This window comes from Pseudopedobacter saltans DSM 12145, assembly GCF_000190735.1.
GTDB lineage: Bacteria > Bacteroidota > Bacteroidia > Sphingobacteriales > Sphingobacteriaceae > Pseudopedobacter > Pseudopedobacter saltans.
In genome coordinates this window covers 848,226-866,173 of the sequence record NC_015177.1, presented here as the reverse complement: position 1 = coordinate 866,173, position 17,948 = coordinate 848,226, and the positions used below count along the sequence as shown (strand labels likewise).

The 17,948-nt window shown below is 36.9% G+C and carries 10 protein-coding genes; all 10 read right to left on the bottom strand.

Annotated features, from left to right (window positions below):
* Positions 1 to 27 precede the first annotated feature (27 nt).
* The gene (locus PEDSA_RS03530; RefSeq protein ID WP_013631780.1) at positions 28 to 696 is read right to left on the bottom strand and encodes a GDSL-type esterase/lipase family protein; all 669 of its coding nucleotides are present in this window, start codon (positions 694 to 696) and stop codon (positions 28 to 30) included.
* On the bottom strand, positions 697 to 2,004 hold the full coding sequence (locus PEDSA_RS03525; protein WP_013631779.1) for an acetylxylan esterase: 1,308 nt from the start codon (positions 2,002 to 2,004) through the stop codon (positions 697 to 699). It abuts the gene before it with no gap.
* 22 nt (positions 2,005 to 2,026) lie between these two features.
* Entirely contained in the window at positions 2,027 to 4,006 is a 1,980-nt protein-coding gene (locus PEDSA_RS03520) for an NHL repeat-containing protein (protein ID WP_013631778.1), read from the bottom strand.
* A 109-nt stretch (positions 4,007 to 4,115) separates the two neighbouring features.
* Complete coding sequence (locus PEDSA_RS03515) at positions 4,116 to 5,123, bottom strand: hypothetical protein (protein ID WP_013631777.1); 1,008 nt, start codon at positions 5,121 to 5,123, stop codon at positions 4,116 to 4,118.
* Positions 5,124 to 5,186: 63 nt separating this feature from the next.
* Complete coding sequence (locus PEDSA_RS03510; protein ID WP_013631776.1) at positions 5,187 to 7,838, bottom strand: T9SS type A sorting domain-containing protein; 2,652 nt, start codon at positions 7,836 to 7,838, stop codon at positions 5,187 to 5,189.
* Positions 7,839 to 7,926: 88 nt separating this feature from the next.
* Positions 7,927 to 9,462: a hypothetical protein gene (locus PEDSA_RS19415; RefSeq protein WP_013631775.1), complete on the bottom strand. Its 1,536-nt coding sequence runs from the start codon at positions 9,460 to 9,462 to the stop codon at positions 7,927 to 7,929.
* An 88-nt stretch (positions 9,463 to 9,550) separates the two neighbouring features.
* A complete protein-coding gene (locus PEDSA_RS20050) occupies positions 9,551 to 11,071 on the bottom strand; it encodes a T9SS type A sorting domain-containing protein (protein ID WP_013631774.1) in 1,521 nt (506 codons plus the stop codon).
* Between the two features lie 24 nt (positions 11,072 to 11,095).
* Positions 11,096 to 12,013, bottom strand: a complete 918-nt coding sequence (locus tag PEDSA_RS03495) for a hypothetical protein (protein WP_013631773.1) — start codon at positions 12,011 to 12,013, stop codon at positions 11,096 to 11,098.
* A 148-nt stretch (positions 12,014 to 12,161) separates the two neighbouring features.
* Positions 12,162 to 14,099: a hypothetical protein gene (locus tag PEDSA_RS03490; protein ID WP_013631772.1), complete on the bottom strand. Its 1,938-nt coding sequence runs from the start codon at positions 14,097 to 14,099 to the stop codon at positions 12,162 to 12,164.
* A 216-nt stretch (positions 14,100 to 14,315) separates the two neighbouring features.
* A complete protein-coding gene (locus tag PEDSA_RS03485; RefSeq protein WP_013631771.1) occupies positions 14,316 to 17,930 on the bottom strand; it encodes a mediator of RNA polymerase II transcription subunit 31 in 3,615 nt (1,204 codons plus the stop codon).
* Positions 17,931 to 17,948: the final 18 nt, after the last annotated feature.

Here is a 17,948-nt window from a genome sequence, read left to right as displayed (position 1 = left end):
CTTTAAAGTTGCAGGGAAAGTTCTTTACTACTTTAATAAAGCAGGCTTTATCTCTTTTTGCCAAATATCATAGCCTGAAGCGTTCATGTGCAAACTGTCCTTTAAAAATATCGTCTTTATGGGTTCACCGTCCGCAGCCAGCATTTTATTATAGACATCGACATATCCGGCATTCTTATCTTTTTTTAAAAAACTCTTTATCAAAGCATTGGTTTCTACTACTCGAGGGATAAGATGCCGCCTTCTTGGACTAGGCTTAATAGAAATAAAAGTGATATTCACCTTTTTCCCTAATTTACTCCTGATACCATTATACAATGTTTTGAAATTATCAAATACATTTTGTGGTGTAGCATTTTTGGTCATCAAGTCATTATCTCCACAATAAATTATAATTTGTTTAGGTTTATAGGGGTAGATAACGTCATCTGCATGTCTTATCAAATCCGGAAACTGAGATCCCCCAAAGCCTCGATTTATAATTGTATATTCAGGAAAATAAGATTGTACATCTTTCCAATTAGTGAAAGATGAGCTGCCAATTAGCAAAATAGGGCTGTTAGCCGGTGGATTAATGCTGTCCAGTTGTTTAAACTTCTGGATATTAGCTTGAAAACGTGACGGTTTTTGTGCTATGCTGTTTTCATAACACAAAAAAAGAGCAAAAGCTAATGCTACGTACTTTAAACACTTCATTTAATTTTTTCTTAATTTGTTTTGTAACCAATCGGCTCGCTTTTCAGTTTGTAATCTGTTATACCAATGCCCTGTTTCTTTTACCACGTATAATTCCTTTGGAGCCATTATTGAATTATACGCAGAAAACATACTTGTAGGCGGTGTAGTTTCGTCATTATATCCAAAACTGTACAGGCCCGGCACCCGTATGTGTTTAGCAAAATTTACCGCATCATAATACTGCAAGCTATTTATTAGTTTTTCATTATTATTAATAGACGTTTTAAACATATGTGGCCAGCCACCGGCTCGATTATGTAAATATCCAGTAAGATCGGATAATGCAGGGGCATAGGCCGCCAAATATTTTATCCTTTTATCTAATGCAGCTGTTATCAAAGTTAAAGCTCCACCCTGACTTCCTCCAGTTACTGCTATATTTTCACCATCAAATTCGGGTAGCGTATATATAAAGTCAATTGCTCTTACGCAGCCCAGATACACTCTCTTAAAATAATAGGTGTCTTTATTTTCCATTCCCTCTACCCTGTATCTTTTAAAGGTAGTGTTAGCAAGTTTTTTGTATTCTTCGGGCTCCATGTTTAACGGAATTCCATGTATACCTATCTGTAATGTAATAAAACCATTTTTGGCGGTAGTTAGGTCGCCCTGAATTTTATGTATTCCGGCACCCGGAGGGTTGAATATTGCCGGATAACGCCCCGGTGATTTTGGAACACATAAAATGCCATATATCCTACTGCCCAGTTTGTAATTCTGGAAAGAAATTTCATATACGTTAAGCTCTTCTGTAGATCTATCTTTTAAGAGGGTCATTTTAGGATCTAAAGGTATTTCCCTGTTGTCTTTTATAGCCTTCTGCCAAAAATCCATAAAGTCTGAAGGCATATCCACTGTAGGAGCAATTTTATTAGGATCAAAAGCAGCAGTTATTACCTCTCGATATTCTTTCCCTTTATACTCAACCTTAACTGTACATCTTAAAAAACCCGGATTTTGCATGGTACCTGCCTGAAGGACGAAACTGCCATTGGTAATAATTATACTATCGGCTATTATCGCAGTTAACATTTCAGGACCGATATCATATTTAACTTTCACACTGTCAAGTGACTTCCCTTTGTACTTAACCACTCCTGACACAGATACCTGTTCTCCTATATTATAAATCCAATCATTATTATTTAAGGAGAGTTCTATTGTAAGATCTTGCGGTTTAGGCTGAGACGTCGCACCTAAAGAAATACAAAAGCAAATTAACCATATGCCTACAATACCATATTTCGAAAAAATGTCCTTTAACATATTTTGATCAATTAATAAGAGATTATTTTTTTATAATATCCAAACTCCATATTTCTTTACCTTGCCTGTAATACATCTCTTTATTCAAACCCATAATAAGGTCTGATCCTGAGACATTAAAGGATTTCATATCCAGTGTTTTTGGATCTAATGAAATTAAATTCCCATCTAAAGCGGCATATATCATTCCATTTGGATGAACAACAAATGTATCAGGTCTCCACAGAAATGAATCTCTTTTATCATTAAAAATATGTTTAGTTAGTATTACTGCTTTCTTTTTCAAATCAAATTTGAACAGCGTACCGCCTGCGTACCCCCAAACATTTCCATCCGGACCATTTATTAGTGATGTAATCGCTTTTGCACCGGGTACTGGTACAATCTCAAATACTTTTTGCTTTTTCATGGGATCCCAGACAAATAGCTTCGCTTCCTTTTCTACCGGTTGAATACCCAATCCACCCCATATTGAACAACCTCCTACCAGCATATCCCCCTGAAAGGCCAATGTAATGACAGATTGTTTTTGAACGATTTCTCCCAGACTTACAACGTTATCAGTTGCTCCATCTATTTCTACCAGAGCGCCTCCGTTGATTCCATATTCCGGAACTGTACCAAAATACACCTTGTTTAAAGATGGCACAGCTAATGCACCAAAGGGCCTGTCCTGCCCATCAACAGCCCCTATTTGTTTAGGATTTTTATCTTTAATACTCCATTCCTCTGAAATATCATACACATTAAATTTGGCTTTAGGATAATTACCGAAGTATATCTTAGAACCTAGCTTTGTAACACTTTCTGTTTGACTTAGCCCCTTATATACCGTAGCCTTATTCTTCTTTAAGTCATAAGCAGCGTTACTACCACCTAAATATCCTCCCGACCAAATTTTTTTATCGGGTCCAATATCTATATAGGTTAAGGATATAGGTTGAGCAGGGACATCTATCAAAGACTGTGCTTTTTGCTGAGAAGTCACTGGATTAAAGGTTATGATTTGCTGATAACTGTTCAGGAATACGAGTTCTCCTTTTTCATTCCATACAGAAGCTAAAGGTTTTCCTCTGAAATTGGAAAGCTCTACAGGGGTTGGCTTTTCTTCTTTATAGTCCAGCATCATCAGTTTACTGTTATGAACGTAGTATACTTTTTCTGTTGCCGGATCTTTAATTATAGCCTTTACTGGGAATTCGGGCATTTCTGCTTCGTATCTTTTTTTTGTGATGTTATAAACAAGTACTTTTTTTGCTCCGGCAACGGTAAAGAAAATCCTGTCGCCCGATTTTAAGTCCTGTACCTGGCCTATGTCATATACAAACTGCGCCGACTTATATTCTTGTGGCAATAAACTAACCTTCGTTTTAGATTTCGTATCCAGTTCTATGAGATGTGCATGAGAACCAATACCGGCATAAATTTTCTTACTGGTGTGATTGTATACCAACCCTCTCACATAATTTTCTCCTTCTACCAAAGGCCCGTTTCCGAAATCTGTATAACCTTCATTTGGGTGATATCTAAAAACCCTGCAATTTGGATAAGTTGCACCGTAAATTTCACCATCCTTACCTGCAGATAAGTCCCATATATATTTTTCTGTTCCTAAAACATTCCCTATATTATCTACTTTGTTTGTACCGGGAACATGTTTATAAAAAAATCCTCCAGCGCCACCAGCAACATAGACTATCCCTGTTGAGCTAACTTCTAAATCCCATGATCCATCCGTTTTTGGTAATGGTAAATCAATTACCAGTTTTCGGGTTTCGATATTAAAGGCAAGTAAATGAGCTGGAGTTCCTCTAATCACGGTATATATTAATATTTTTCCGTCCGGATCTTTGGCAAAAACACTTCCCTGCAAAACGATATCCGTTACCTGAGGGCCCAAATTGGTTACCTTAAAATTTTCTTTCGGAATTATTGTTAAATCTTGCGCCGAAACAGACATACCAAAAAAAGATAACAGGAGTAAATTGATTGTTTTTTTCATTATTGAGATTAGGGTTTAACAGGCATAATAAGATTTGTTAAAATAAGTTTAGACGAGGTTTTCATTCCTCGTCTAATTCTCTTTTTACTTTTAAGGACATTCCAGATTCTTATTTTTTTGCTGCCGCGAGATGAACTATTTTTAAATCACTTATCATTAATGACGCAGAGTTGTCATAACTAATGGTGCCGTCAGCATTCTTTAGATCTGAATGTGCTCCTTCACGAGACATGATACTAAAGCCGTTTAGATCTCCAGTATAATATATATCCTTATCAACTCCACCTTCATTTCTCACTAATTTTGCGGCTTCATTACTACCTGCACCTTTTTGCACTCCATCTATATAAATATGATAAGCTTTTGCAGGTAATGTTTTCTGCGTTCCGTTAACAGTATACAATTGGCTTTCATCTGTGTTATTGCAGAATATATCAAACTTTGTTTCCTTATCACTTGTCAGGCTCACTCCTGATATTGTTTGCCAACCCCAGTAGTTATTATCAGCTTTTGGTTGAGTGCCATCATTATATCTTGCTTGTAAACTGTACTTTCCTCCAACAGCAGCTTTTCTAAGTCTGAAAAGGGTATATACTCCTTTATCTACGTTACCAGCTGCCGATATGATTGGTGCCCCTGCCCCACCAACACTGGAATTCGTCCCCGATCCGACAATAAAATACCATATAGCTTGTTTGTTTTCGGCGGTATTACCTGGTTTTAAGCTAAAATGTAAGCTCATCACTTTTGATTTAACTTCGAAATTCCGGACAATAAATTTTGCCGCAGCCGGAGCAAAACCCCGTCCGCTGGTATGCACCATGGTTAGAGAGGGTCTCCCCTCGTTATTAAGGGTGAAAGAAGATTTTCCAGTTCCGTTTTCTTCACCTGCGATAATTTTAACCTCTCCAGATTTTGGTCTTGGAAGGAAGTCCTGAGATGAGGGAGTTGATGTTTTTTCTATTCCTTTACCAGAATTTGTCACTGTGCTTGTTGTACCAGCAAAACTGTATTCCCAAACAATGTTTTTTTGGTTTCCGGATTCAACCCATTGGGCTTTTGTGTGAAAGCTAGCTATGGTTAAAGCTGATAATAAAAATAACGTATTTTTTTTCATGTGTATTTATTTAAATAGTTAATATTTTCTTATAATTTTTAGTTTTAACGTTGTATTACCGGATCAATTTAATAGCGTAAACTTAACGCTCTTCATTCCTGCTGTTTCCTTTAAAGTAGCTACATAAACGCCGGGTTTAACAGGTACAAATAAATCTATCTGGTTATTTCCCTGCTTTAAGACTCTGTTTGTTTTATAAATAACTTTTCCTGAAATGTCTGTAATGCTTAGCTCGGCATTTTCGCCATTTTCAGAATTAAAAAAGGCTCTTAGCTGATTGGATGATATTTTGGAAATGCTAATCACTTCGTCAGATACCAAGTATTTAACAGGTACAATTTTATTTATTACAGTTTTTGCCCCGTCTTTATCTATCTGCTCCAATTGGTAATAATTAGTACCCGCAAATGGGGTTTTATCAATATAGCTGTAATGGTTTATGCTATTGCTTGTACCATTTCCTTCTACACGGGTTAAATGAGAAAAGTCTTTCCCGTTTATAGAGCGGTTAAGTATAAAATGAGAATTGTTTTGCTCGCTTGCGGTCTGCCAGTTTAAAGCTATGCCGGTGTTTGTTGCACTTCCGCTAAAATCTGTTAGTGTTACTGGTGTAGTTGTTGGAGTAGCAAGGTGGACAATTTGAAAGTTGGTTACCATTAGAGATGCAGAATTGTCATACGCTGAAGGGCCTGTAGTTCCTGTGTCTTCAGTAGTAAATGACATTGCCCCTTCCCTGCTCATAATAGAAAAACCCGATAAGTCTCCCGTATACTTTATATTTCCATTTGTCGGATATGTATTTCTGACTAAATTAGTCAATGTTGCTCCTTTTTGCACATCATCTATATAAATATGATAAGATGCAGCCGCTAAAGTTTTAGTAACCCCATTAAAGATATATTGCTGTTGGTTCTCGGTATTATTGAAAAACAAAGCTATTTTAGCTACGTTGCCACTGGTTAATGTTGCTCCCGTTATAGTTTGCCAACCCCAATTAGTTGTTGGGTTTGTCTGTTTGCCATCATTATGCCTTGCCTGAACAGCATATGAATTACCGAAAGCTACTTTCCTTATTCTTAATACAGTATACAATTTATCAGCGGTAGAGGTAGAGCCTGTAATTGAGGGAGCACTGTCTGTGTTTTTAATAGGCAATGCTGTTGAATCTCCTACGGCAATGTACCATATAGCCTGTTTGTTTTGGGCTGTATTACTTAATGTTACATCAAAATGAGCGCTCATTACCTTAGATGATGCCTCAAAACTTCTTACAGAAAATTTAGCAGGAGATACAGCTGTTCCGTTCCCGGCTGTATGAACCATAGTTAAAGATGAACCGTTGCCATTGAGCGTAAAAGAAGAGGAGTTGACCGTCGTGTTGGTATGTGTCATGATAGAGGCTTCGCCGGAAGTAGTTTTTGGCAGAAAATCCATAATCGAAGTCGTAGAGGTTCTTATTATTCCCCCAGTTCCTGATACAGTACTGGTTCCCCCGGTAAAATAATAATTCCATTCAATGTTTTTTAAAGCCCCTGATTCTACCCACTTAGAGAAAGCATACTGGTCTCCTTCCCAAGGCAACGGTTCATCACTATTGTTAAACAAGCCCGAGATATTTGCCTCCCCTGTCCACCCCTTAGATACAGAACCGTAACCAATATTGCTAACTAAAATTACCTGTTTGGATATATTATTATAAGTATTATTATTTATCCTTACCAAGTCGGTATTAATTTTATAATTATTTAGCAATACATCTTTTTTCTGTTGGTCTGTTCCGCTTGTTAGCATAGCACCTTCCTGTGCCGTAAGTAAATGATTTCGATCTGCAGGATCATAGCCCTGGCTGAAAAATTGTATGGCTGCTGTAGCATTAGTAAATGTGTTGTCGGTAAATGAATAATTGGTAGCAAAAATTTCATCACCCGGATTGACATCATTAAAAAGAGGCATGGAGATAAAAGGATAACTATCAAAACCAGGGTTTCTTATAAAAGTTGTGCCCTTAACTATGGCATAATCTAAATTGTCTCTGAACCTTACGTAATCTCCCGTACAATCTTCAAAATGAGAATCTATAACGCTGATATGATGCGCATCATAAGCATTATATATCATGTGCGAACCAGCATTTAATCCGATTCTCTTAAATGTACAGTTTTTAAATGTAACATAAGATGTACCGGATGCAGTGCCTGATGCCCCATAGACAATACCCCGCATATCTTCCCAACGACAATTTTCTATTAAAATATTTTTACTTGTTTTTCCTGAGGTAGAAGTAACCCTAAATACATAATCTACACTGCCGTTCCCTGTAAAATGAAAGTTTTTTACGCTTATATTCTGACAGTTCACTAAAGAGAATATAATTGTTTTGGTAGCGTACCCGGTTGGAGCGGTAAAAATAGTATTTCCAGCGTCACCTTCGAGTATCAAGTTATTTCTATAATGCCCCATCTCGTTTAGGATTAAAGACTGTTCGGTATAAGCTCTTATATAGTCGCCGGCAATAAACTTCACTACTACAGGTTGTGTTTGTAGAGAACTCTGGATAGCTGTCCAAAAAGAGGCATCTAAAAAATCCGAAGCATTTGCAGCTGTTAATCCGTCTGCCGTTCCCATGCTGCTTGGGGCTACATACCTGATAATCTGAGCCTCTGTAGCGATACTAATCCCTATAACTAAACTTAATAATGATAATATTCTTTTCATAATTTCAAAATATAAGTGTTAATAGATAACCTCTAATTTTCAAAAGCGAAACTTATGATTAAGATCGCCCTGAAAATATTAATAGGTATTACAATATCAGTTTAGCGCTTTTAGATTCCGTTGCTGTCTGTACATAAACGACAGAAACCATCTGTTTGGAACCAGATAAAGGCACTTCAATTTCATTCTTACCTTCTGACAATAGATGTTTCCCTTTGTAAATTACCTTACCTGCAATATCAGTAATTATAATTTCTGACCACTCGATTCTGCTGGCATTTAAGGTTGTTTTTAAATTGTTGTTAGAAGATCTGGAAACCACAAAATCAGCATCTGTACTTTTATAATTCACATACAATGATTTATTTACAGTTTTTGTCCCGTCTTTATCAACTTGTTCCAATTGGTAATAGTTAACACCGGCAAAAGGAGCCCTATCTATATAGCTGTAATGGTTCACGTTATTGCTTGTACCATTTCCTTCTACACGGGTTAAATAAGAAAAATCTTTTCCGTTGGAAGAGCGGCTAAGTATAAAGTGTGAATTATTTTGTTCGCTTGCGGTTTGCCAGTTTAGAGCTATACCGCTGTTTGTTGCTTTTCCGATGAAACTTGTTAGGTTAACAGGGTTTGTAGAAATAGTTCCTAAATGTACTACCTTAAAATTACTTATAGTAAGTGACGCTGAATTATCAAGAACAGAGCCGCTTTGAGCCGCATCTCTGGACATAATCATAAAACTCCTTAGGTTTTGGCTGGTTGTAACCTCAAGCTTATTAAAAGTGCCTTTTAGATCTTCATTTATATAAATCACATATTTGCCCGCGGCTAAATCTGTCTCGGCTCCAGTTCCAGGATGAATATATTTTACTGTAGCAGTAGAGTTATTACAAAAGATATCTATCTTATAGGCTGTATTTGCAGCTAAATTTGCATCAACAGCACCAGACCAGGTTCTACCTCCAGGGGCGGTAATAGAAGTTACTCCCATAGTAGTGTGCACATAATCTCCACCTTCAGATGATTTATTTAACCTGTAAGCACCAAAAATTCTATTATCATGGGCATATACCCCTGCAGCCGTTTCTGCAGTTGATGTAACCATATTGCCTTGATTGGTAAGTATGCCGGGATACGAATTTCCTCCTATCATAAAATACCAGTTAGCCTTAGAATTAGATGGCTCTACACCTAATGTCATATTAAAATGCAAGCTCATAACATTTGTTGCATTAGCAAAACCATAGGCAGCAAACTTACTCGTTGCAGCCGTAGCTGAGGGGCCAGCATTTGAAGGACCACTTGTTGCTATCATAGTCAGAGAAGGAGAAGTATTTCCACTTAAAGAAAAACCAGCAGGACTGGTATTGGGGTCGGGATTAGTACTCGTATAAGTTCTTACTGCTACTGTACCGGAAGGAGGTTTAGGTAAAAAACCTTCAGCATCCGGAGTAGATTCTGAATTGACATTAATTTCTTGTATTGATTTTGCAGCGGGAACAGCAAGACTATAATCCCAAATAACATCGCCTTTGCTGTTCGCGACATCCGCTTTCCAGTAAGTTTGAGCTTTACCGGTGTTCAACAAACCTATGAAAGTTGTGATTAGTAATAGTTTTTTCATAATTGTGATTTTTAATGGTTAGTAATATTGTTCGTTTAAGGTTGCGTACCCGCAATTAAATAAGAATTGTTTCATTCATTTTTTACCGCTATAAAATAAATTTGACACTCTTCGTTCCTGTTGTTCCTTTTAAAGTAGCTACATAAACACCGGGCTTAGCAGAGATAAATAAATCGATGTGGTTGCTTCCCTGTTTTAAGGTTCTGGTTGCTTTATAAATAACTTTTCCAGAAATGTCTGTAATGCTTAGCTCGGCATCTTCACCTTTTTCAGAAAAAACAAAAGCTTTTAACTGATTGGATGATATTTTAGAAATATTAAACACCTCCTCAGAAACTAGGTATTTAACAGGAACAATTTTATCTATTACAGTTTTTGTCCCGTCTTTATCTATTTGCTCCAACTGGTAATAATTAGTACCAGTAAATGGGTTTTTATCCGTATAGCTGTAATGTTTCACGTTATTGCTTGTACCATTTCCTTCTACACGGGTTAAATAAGAAAAGTCTTTCCCGTTTATAGAGCGGTTAAGTATAAAGTGAGCGTTATTTTGTTCGTTTGCGGTCTGCCAGTTTAAAGCAATGCCAGTATTTGTTGCATTTCCATTAAAATCTGTTAGCGTTACCGGTGTTGTGGAAACAGCACCCAGATATACCACTTTAAGATTACTAATTGAAAGTGACGAGGAATTGTCCTGTTCGGTACCCGATTTAGCCGGGTCTCTGGAGAAAATTGCAAATCCGTCTAAAGGCCTGGCTGAGCTTGATGCAATAGCATTTTTATCAAAAGTGTCCTTTAAACTGCCATCAACGTAAATCGCGTATTGGCCAGATGCCAAACTCACGGATGTTTCATTGCGTATATATTGTTGGGGAGAGCTTGAATTATTGCAGTATATATCTATCGCATAGGAAGTATTAGACTCCAGATTTCCTGAAGATTCACTTGTCCAGGTTTTTCCTTTTCCGTCACTGAAATCAGCAGGAGATTGAGCCATTTTTGAAAATGCGAATCTTGTAGGATAAGTTGGAGATTTAATGTATCTCCAAACCGCGTAAATCCTGTCGTCGTGATCATGTTTTTTGGTATGCTCAAAGCTTTTGGTATTTGTAGTACCAAGCAAATTGTGCGAAGCCCTTCCTATTATAAAATACCAGTTAGCGTTAGTATTTCCATAAGTTGCACCTAAAGTCAGATTAAAATGTAAACTCATGATTTCTGTAGAACCCGGAATCTGATTTATAACAAAACTACTCACACCGGTATTGTCCACAACTCCATTGCCGCCTGTAGATGTCATGGTTAAAGAAGAGGTCACACAGCTGCCACTCAATAAAAATGTAGCTGGGGAATTTAGCGTTGCGTTTACAGAACGGGGATAAGTAGTTATGGCTACATTGCCAGAAACAGGACTGGGTAAAAAAGTGGGAGATGTTGATGTTGAAACCTCTGCAAGACCATAACCACTTATATTTTGGGGACTTGTTGTAAAGTCATACTCCCAAATAACATCTCCTTTACCCAGACTCGATTTCCAGTAAGTTTGAGACTGGGCTGCCATAGCTAACAGTCCCAGAATAGAAAATGTTAGTATGATTTTTCTTTCCATGGTTATGATCTTGAAGGTTAAAAATTATTTCGAAGCATATTTCACCTTAACATTATTAATTTCCAGCGTTGAAAGATTAGAAGGGCCGTCTGTGCCCGCAACTGCGTCTCTGGACATCAATAGAAAAGCATCTATAGGCTGGTTGCGTCTGATTGCATTTGCCGGAAGATTACCTCCAAATTGAGTCGAATTAATCCATAAATGATAAGTACGGGCAGGCAAGGTGTGTTCGGTGCCATTCAACGTATACTTTTGTGCAGTAACCCCATTATTGGCATATATCTCTACCTGGTGGCTTTTCCCTTTGTTAAATAGAGCCGTGTTGTTGTTTGTCCATGTAATATCCTCTTCCAGCTCGGGTTGCTGTCTTAACTGTAGCCTGTAATTGTTAGACGCTTTATCTCCAAAAGAAGCATTGGACTGTATCCTGAAAGAAGCAAAAATATGCCCGTTAGGCGAAGAACCGGTTTTACTAATCGGTAAAATAGTACCTGGGTCGGTAAAAATAGGAGAGCTTTTACCCAAAACAAAATACCAATCTGTTTTTGTTGCGTTATGGTCTGGTTTTATGGTAAAAGAAATACTCATCACAGGAGTAGCATCTTTAATACCAGATACCGCAAACTTAGTAGGGGAACCGTCTGTACTAGCCCCTCTAATTTTCAAACCTGCATTTGAGCCAGATTTGCGTATAAAGGAAGGATTACCTTTTGTAGAAGAAACCATAGCAGATCCGGATGGAGGACTAACTAAAAATGCCTCTTTGCCAGCCGAAGAGGCAAATTGTAAATTATCACCACTAATAGAATCCTGTCCAGGCATTTTTTTACTCATATTATATTCCCAAATACCTCCCGGTTTTTCCCACTCTCCCTTTTGAGCGTAAGAATATAAAGAGCTAACACATAATGCAATGAAAATTCTGGTTGTAATTTTTCTCATGGTTTTTAATTTATATTTTGATAAAATTTATATTTTGAGCTACGTACCCGTTTTTTAAACAAGAAACACAGTTTCTGATTAATTTGATTTAACGATGTTTATAATGGTTCATAATTTAGTATAATATACTTAATAATTTTATTGTTTACTAATTAATTTCCATTTTCCATAAATCTGGACCTCTAAAGAAATACATTTCACTATCCGGTCCGAGAGTTAAATAAGCACCTAACCGATCTAATGCCGTAAGCACCATATTCTGCGGATCTAATTTGTAAATTCTGTGAGCGATACTAGCATAGTACATGTTATCTTTGGCATTGAAAACCAGATTGTCCGGTCTCCACAAATGACTTGACCTGGTGTCGTTAAGAATTTTTGAACTGGAGACAATATTGTAATTTGACCGATCTATCTTAAAGAGATACCCCTGCGCATATCCCCAAATATATCCGTCGTTACCATTAATTAAACAGGTAATGGCTTTTGCTCCGCTTACAGGTGTAATTTCGTGAACTTTTGTTTTTGTTGCGATGTCCCAGACAAATAGCTTCGCCTCTGTAGCAACAGGAGTACTGCCCAGACCTCCCCAGATTGAAGTTCCGCCAAATAATTTGCCATTGTTATAGGCTAGAGAAATAATAGATTGATTTGAAACTACATTGGTGTATTGAGTCATTAGGTTGTTACTATTGACATCAAATTCTACCAATACCCCGCCGTTAGCACCGTAAGCAGGTACAGTACCAAAAAAGACTTTGCCTTCTTCCGGTATTCCTAAACCACCAAATGGTCTGTCCTGTTCCGTTGCACTACCCAGAAGCTTGGGATTACTTCCCATATTCCAGGGTAAATTGCTGTCGTAAACGTAAAATCGGGACTTTGTATAGGTACCGAAATAAAGTTTATCATTGTATAGTCCCGCGCTCTCGGTTTGGTTCATCCCTTCAAAAATCTGGCTTATTCCTGTCGCTGGATTGTAGGATGAATTTGCTCCTGTCACGTGTGCGCTGGTCCAGATTGTATTTGCCGGGCCTTTATGCGCTGTAATTAAATCATCAGGTTGTCCGGGTATAATAAGATTGCTTTTCGAGACGATACAATTGGATTGATCATATTTTATTACCTCTCCGGTTGTAGTTAATGTGTATAAAGTGCCATCTATAAAGGCTGATGCTCTGGCGTTAGAAGAGATATTCGTAACAAATACCGGCGCATAATTACCAAATGCTATATTGGGGTAAGATAAAAGTTTATTCCCGTGTGTAAAGTATACCTCATTGCCTGCAGGAGATTTAATTGCGGCTTTTGTATAGACCTCTTTTCCCTGATATTCAAAAGTCTCGGTAGTTATATTGTATACCAGTGAAATAGCGGCATTTTGGACTGTAATAAAAAGTCGGTCTCCTCCGGACAAGTCTTCTATAAGAGTCAGGCTGTATACAAACTGCTGGTCGCTGAAGGTTGATGGTAGGATATTTCGCTTACTACCAGTTGTCAGGTCCAGTTCTATTAAAGATGCATGGGCACCAACACCGGCGTATATCTTATTTGTGTTTTTATTGTAGGCCATAGACCTTACATAGTTCTCTCCGGGAACGATTGGTCCAGACCCGGCATCCGAGAATCCCTCATTCGGATGATACCTGAATACCCGGCAGCCCGGATAAGTACCTCCATATATAGCTCCATTATTTCCCGCTCTCAAATCGTACAGAGTCGTTTCGGTTCCAAAAGCTTTTCCCTGGTTGCTAACCGTAGTGCTCCCGGGTATATAAGTATATACATTGCCGCCACCTATATAAAGAATGCCATCGGTTGAAAACACAACAGAGGAAGCACCTGTGATTTCTTCCAAAGCGATGTTTGTAACCAAACTGTTATTGCTTAAGTCATAGCCAAGCAAATGTGCCGGTTGACCTCTTACTACAGTATAAATATATATTTTTCCATCACCAGCTTTATAAAAAGCACTGCCTTCTATTGTATTACTAAATAGCTGAGGCCCTAGGTTAGTATAGTTTATCTGTGAAAATACTCTTCCCGGAAAAAGTATTAATAGTGTTAATAAAATTTTGTTATACATATCAAAAACTAAGGTTAGTAACTTGAAACTGTCCTATCTTAAAACAGTATTTCGCCTTATTGACTCCCATTAAAAGACATAAAATATGCTTATTGTCTAATTGATTTTTCTCTACAAACAAAAGCGAAAAAAACTTTTAAAAGTTTAGTTTTCATATTTATCTATCGCTTATGATATATACTTAACAATATATTATTGTCTCTTTATAAGACGCTATTACTTCGACACGGAAAAAATCTTTTTACCAGAGAAAACATGTATTGCCTTATCTGTATCTACTATCTTCGGGGTATATATGGAACCTCTATCTAAAAGGTAAGGATACTTCTCCAATACATCTCCATTTAAGTTTAACTTATAGATATAATTGTCCGCGCATACTGCATATAATTTTTGCTTGGACATAACCATATCCTCTATTGACAATGGTAAGTTTACTGTTTTGATGGCTTTTCCATTTCCATCAACAAACGTTATATTGCCCAGCGCATTAGAAACGGCGATCTTTATATCATTTTTTTCTATCGGAACAATAGCTGTTGGCTTTCCTCCAATATTTAAAGTCCAGGGTTTTACAGGATTTTTATCAATCGCTTGCACATACAAATAACCATCGCCTCTGCCATATACAGCTTCTTTTAACCCGTCTCCGTTTAGATCCATGACAGCAAGCGCATATACCCAGGGGGAAGTAACTGTATGCGGTAATACTTTTCCATCTTTAATGATCGAATGATAATAGTACTCAGTTCCTGCCGCCACTTCATCCGAACCATCGCCATCCATATCTCCCGCTGCACCAATTGTAGCTCCGTGAAAGACCGCTTGTTTCCATATTTGTTTCCCTGCTGTAGAGAAAGCAAAATAGTGCCAAGATTGAGCTCCTGCTATAATTAATGGTTCAGATGTGTCTTTAACTTTTGCGGTAAAAAGTGTAGTAATCTTTCCATTTCTCTTTTGATATAAAGGTATTGACTGCTGCCATACTATTTCTGCATTCTGGTCTAAAAAATAGAGCTTTCCTTCACCAATACGAGAATTAACAGGCTCTACCCCAACTGCCCAATACACTCCTTTTGAAGTTTTCACTGCACATATTGCGCTAATTGCTTTTGTAAATTTTCGGCTTGCCAACTCCTCTCCATTTTCATTTCTAATGGAAAACAAACCATTTTGTCCTCCAACAGCATACCTATCCACAAATGAAGACATTACAGAAATATTTGAGGAATAATCTCCTATAACAACCTGATTATTTTTGGGAACATTTACGTTATTATATTCTGTAGGTAAAGATAATTTAGCTTGTTGATTTAAGTTTGCAAGTCTTTGTTGTAGGTCTTCCACTGATAATTCCTTTGGAAGCTCTATAAAAACATTTTGTTTATTTAAACTCTGCCATTTAAAGCTCCCTATATTCAATTTATTGGCTCCTCTGGCTACAATCCCCTCTGGACCTATAAAACATATATCCGCATCTATATCCATAAATTTATTAGAAAATGCGCCTAAAATTACTGCTCTAAAAACCTCTGTATTGGCAACGAACATATTTTCGGTTACTTTTCTAATTTCTGGTGATTTAGAATTTTTTCCAGAAGCAGCTTGCATAAAATTTATGAATAAAATCTTATCTCCTTTTTTATATTTACCATCTTTACGGTGAATAATATATTGAGTATTTCTGTCAGAGAACATATAACCAGATAGATTACCATCTTTTCTGCCATGCATGTCTTCGAACACTGTCCTATTAAATCTGTTAGCTCCAGATCCTTCTATAACATAAAATGCCGTAGCGTCATCCTGCTCATCAGATTTTTTCTGAGTTATTTTGTATCCCTGCTTTAGCGATGAAACTGCTCCTGTACTTCGCCAATATGCTTCTGCAATATAGTTTCCCTCTTCCTGTATATCTAATTCGTCTATTACCCAAAAACCGGATTTTGCTATATAATTAATATTACGAGTCCAATTGGTACCATTATAATCCTCCAACATTATAGATAATAAGGAATTTCCTCTTTTTGGGGTATTACCTGCCGCAAGTATTTGTGATAACGAAGATTTCCTCCTTTTTTTCAAACTCCTAGTCTGATCCGGTAATTTTCCGTCTTTATTAACTACTATTGAGTTATGGTCATTTGGAAATTTCTTAATGTAATCTCCCTCCCACAACCATAGTTTATTTCCTGAAATATATTGGCTAATTCCATTGGCATCAAAATGACCGTGGTTATATCCGTCTCCATTTATACCAGTAATTGATAAAAAATCAGCCTCTTTGTCCCATCCACTTCTAAATGTAGCTTTATCTAAGGTAGGTTTGTTATAATAATTTCCAACTTCGTATTGTTCTTGTTTAAAAGGCACTACTTCCTGATACTTTAGCCCCAAACTTTCGACTCCCGGAGAATTAGTAAAAGGAAACTCTTTCAATTTATTTTGTCTCCGAGACTCAATTAAACTAACTAAATACTCAGCTTCTTTATCTCTCAAAATATCTACTGCATATTTCAAAACAGTGTATCCCCCATCATGTCCCATGGGATTCGCATCGCCAAAACCTGCTGTATAGCCTAAATGATTAAATTGTAACTTACAGAATTCTACATAATTTTTAAAAGTATCATTTTCAAAAAAATCTAAGTCATAAACACCACTTGCCAATGCATAATCAATAAATATTTGGTATACTAAATATTGATACCCTGCTGCGTCCTCCGGAGAAAAAGGATGAGGAGCAACACCTGCAAAAGCGTTGTCAGCAACGTTTATCCAAAACTTCGCTGGCTCGAAGTTATATCTCGCTTGTAAATATCTTGCAGCCGACGAAACTGATCTGGAAGCGAAGCAAGAGTGATTGGTTAGGTATTCCTGTTTTCCATCGTTATACAACCTCAGAGGATCTTTCATCTCCCAATGCACCATCATTTCTTCGACAATCTTTCTCATGAACTCAGCTGACGCCAGCCTATCTTCAGAAGTAAAGTTTTGAGATTGTTCCATTATGTAAACAAGCTGTGGATACAGATAAAATGAAAAACTTGGTGCTGTTTCGGTGCGACCGTTAATGGTTAGTCCATAGTTTTCAAATACTATATTTTGCATTTTAGCAAAAGTTGTAACATATGGAGCATATCCTGTCATCTTATAAAGATTAGATATGTATTTCAACGAATCTGATATAGCAAATTGTGTGAGTACATAACTTGCATTTTTACTATAATAGGATTTCATTCCTTCAACCATAGACTGTAAACGGCTATCAGAAAGTCGCTCTTCCCATCCTTCACAAGCTATAAAGTGTTCAATCTTATCAGGATTTTTCACTTTTGTGGTTAATATATCAAGTGCTTTATCTAAGTCTTTATTATTTTTAAATCCAATATAAATTACATTCCTATTCCAATCTAAAGCATTGACTATACTCCTCAGTTCATAACCAAATTCATTATCGCCTAATTGAAAATTTGCATTTAATTGTCTTAAGGGAGTATTTTCATTAACGGTACCAAAAAGTATAAGATTTTTTGTTGACTTTTGTGCTTCTTTCCAGTTAACTATCGGTATTTCTATTTTCCATTTCTTTTTTAAAAAATCCCGTATCTGTGTCGCCAAATCATCTCTTTTTATATCATCTGATTTTACGATTACAACATTTGATAGATTATTCTTTAATAATGAAAACTGACTTCCTGGATAATAAGGTTTTAGTCCAGTCGGTAATTTTTCTGTTATTATTTGTTGTATAACCTGCTTCTCTTTATGCTGTGCTGGACTAGGCAGAGCATAAAAAATTGCACTCAAAAAAGTAAGTATTATCTTCATCCTATTGTTAATAAGTTT

Bases quoted from the DNA above. Each gene is read 5' to 3' on its own strand.
- PEDSA_RS19415 (WP_013631775.1), bottom strand. From the start codon at position 9,462: ATGAAAAAACTATTACTAATCACAACTTTCATAGGTTTGTTGAACACC.
- PEDSA_RS03510 (WP_013631776.1), bottom strand. From the start codon at position 7,838: ATGAAAAGAATATTATCATTATTAAGTTTAGTTATAGGGATTAGTATC.
- PEDSA_RS03485 (WP_013631771.1), bottom strand. From the start codon at position 17,930: ATGAAGATAATACTTACTTTTTTGAGTGCAATTTTTTATGCTCTGCCT.
- PEDSA_RS03520 (WP_013631778.1), bottom strand. From the start codon at position 4,006: ATGAAAAAAACAATCAATTTACTCCTGTTATCTTTTTTTGGTATGTCT.
- PEDSA_RS03495 (WP_013631773.1), bottom strand. From the start codon at position 12,013: ATGAGAAAAATTACAACCAGAATTTTCATTGCATTATGTGTTAGCTCT.
- PEDSA_RS03490 (WP_013631772.1), bottom strand. From the start codon at position 14,099: ATGTATAACAAAATTTTATTAACACTATTAATACTTTTTCCGGGAAGA.
- PEDSA_RS20050 (WP_013631774.1), bottom strand. From the start codon at position 11,071: ATGGAAAGAAAAATCATACTAACATTTTCTATTCTGGGACTGTTAGCT.
- PEDSA_RS03515 (WP_013631777.1), bottom strand. From the start codon at position 5,123: ATGAAAAAAAATACGTTATTTTTATTATCAGCTTTAACCATAGCTAGC.
- PEDSA_RS03525 (WP_013631779.1), bottom strand. From the start codon at position 2,004: ATGTTAAAGGACATTTTTTCGAAATATGGTATTGTAGGCATATGGTTA.
- PEDSA_RS03530 (WP_013631780.1), bottom strand. From the start codon at position 696: ATGAAGTGTTTAAAGTACGTAGCATTAGCTTTTGCTCTTTTTTTGTGT.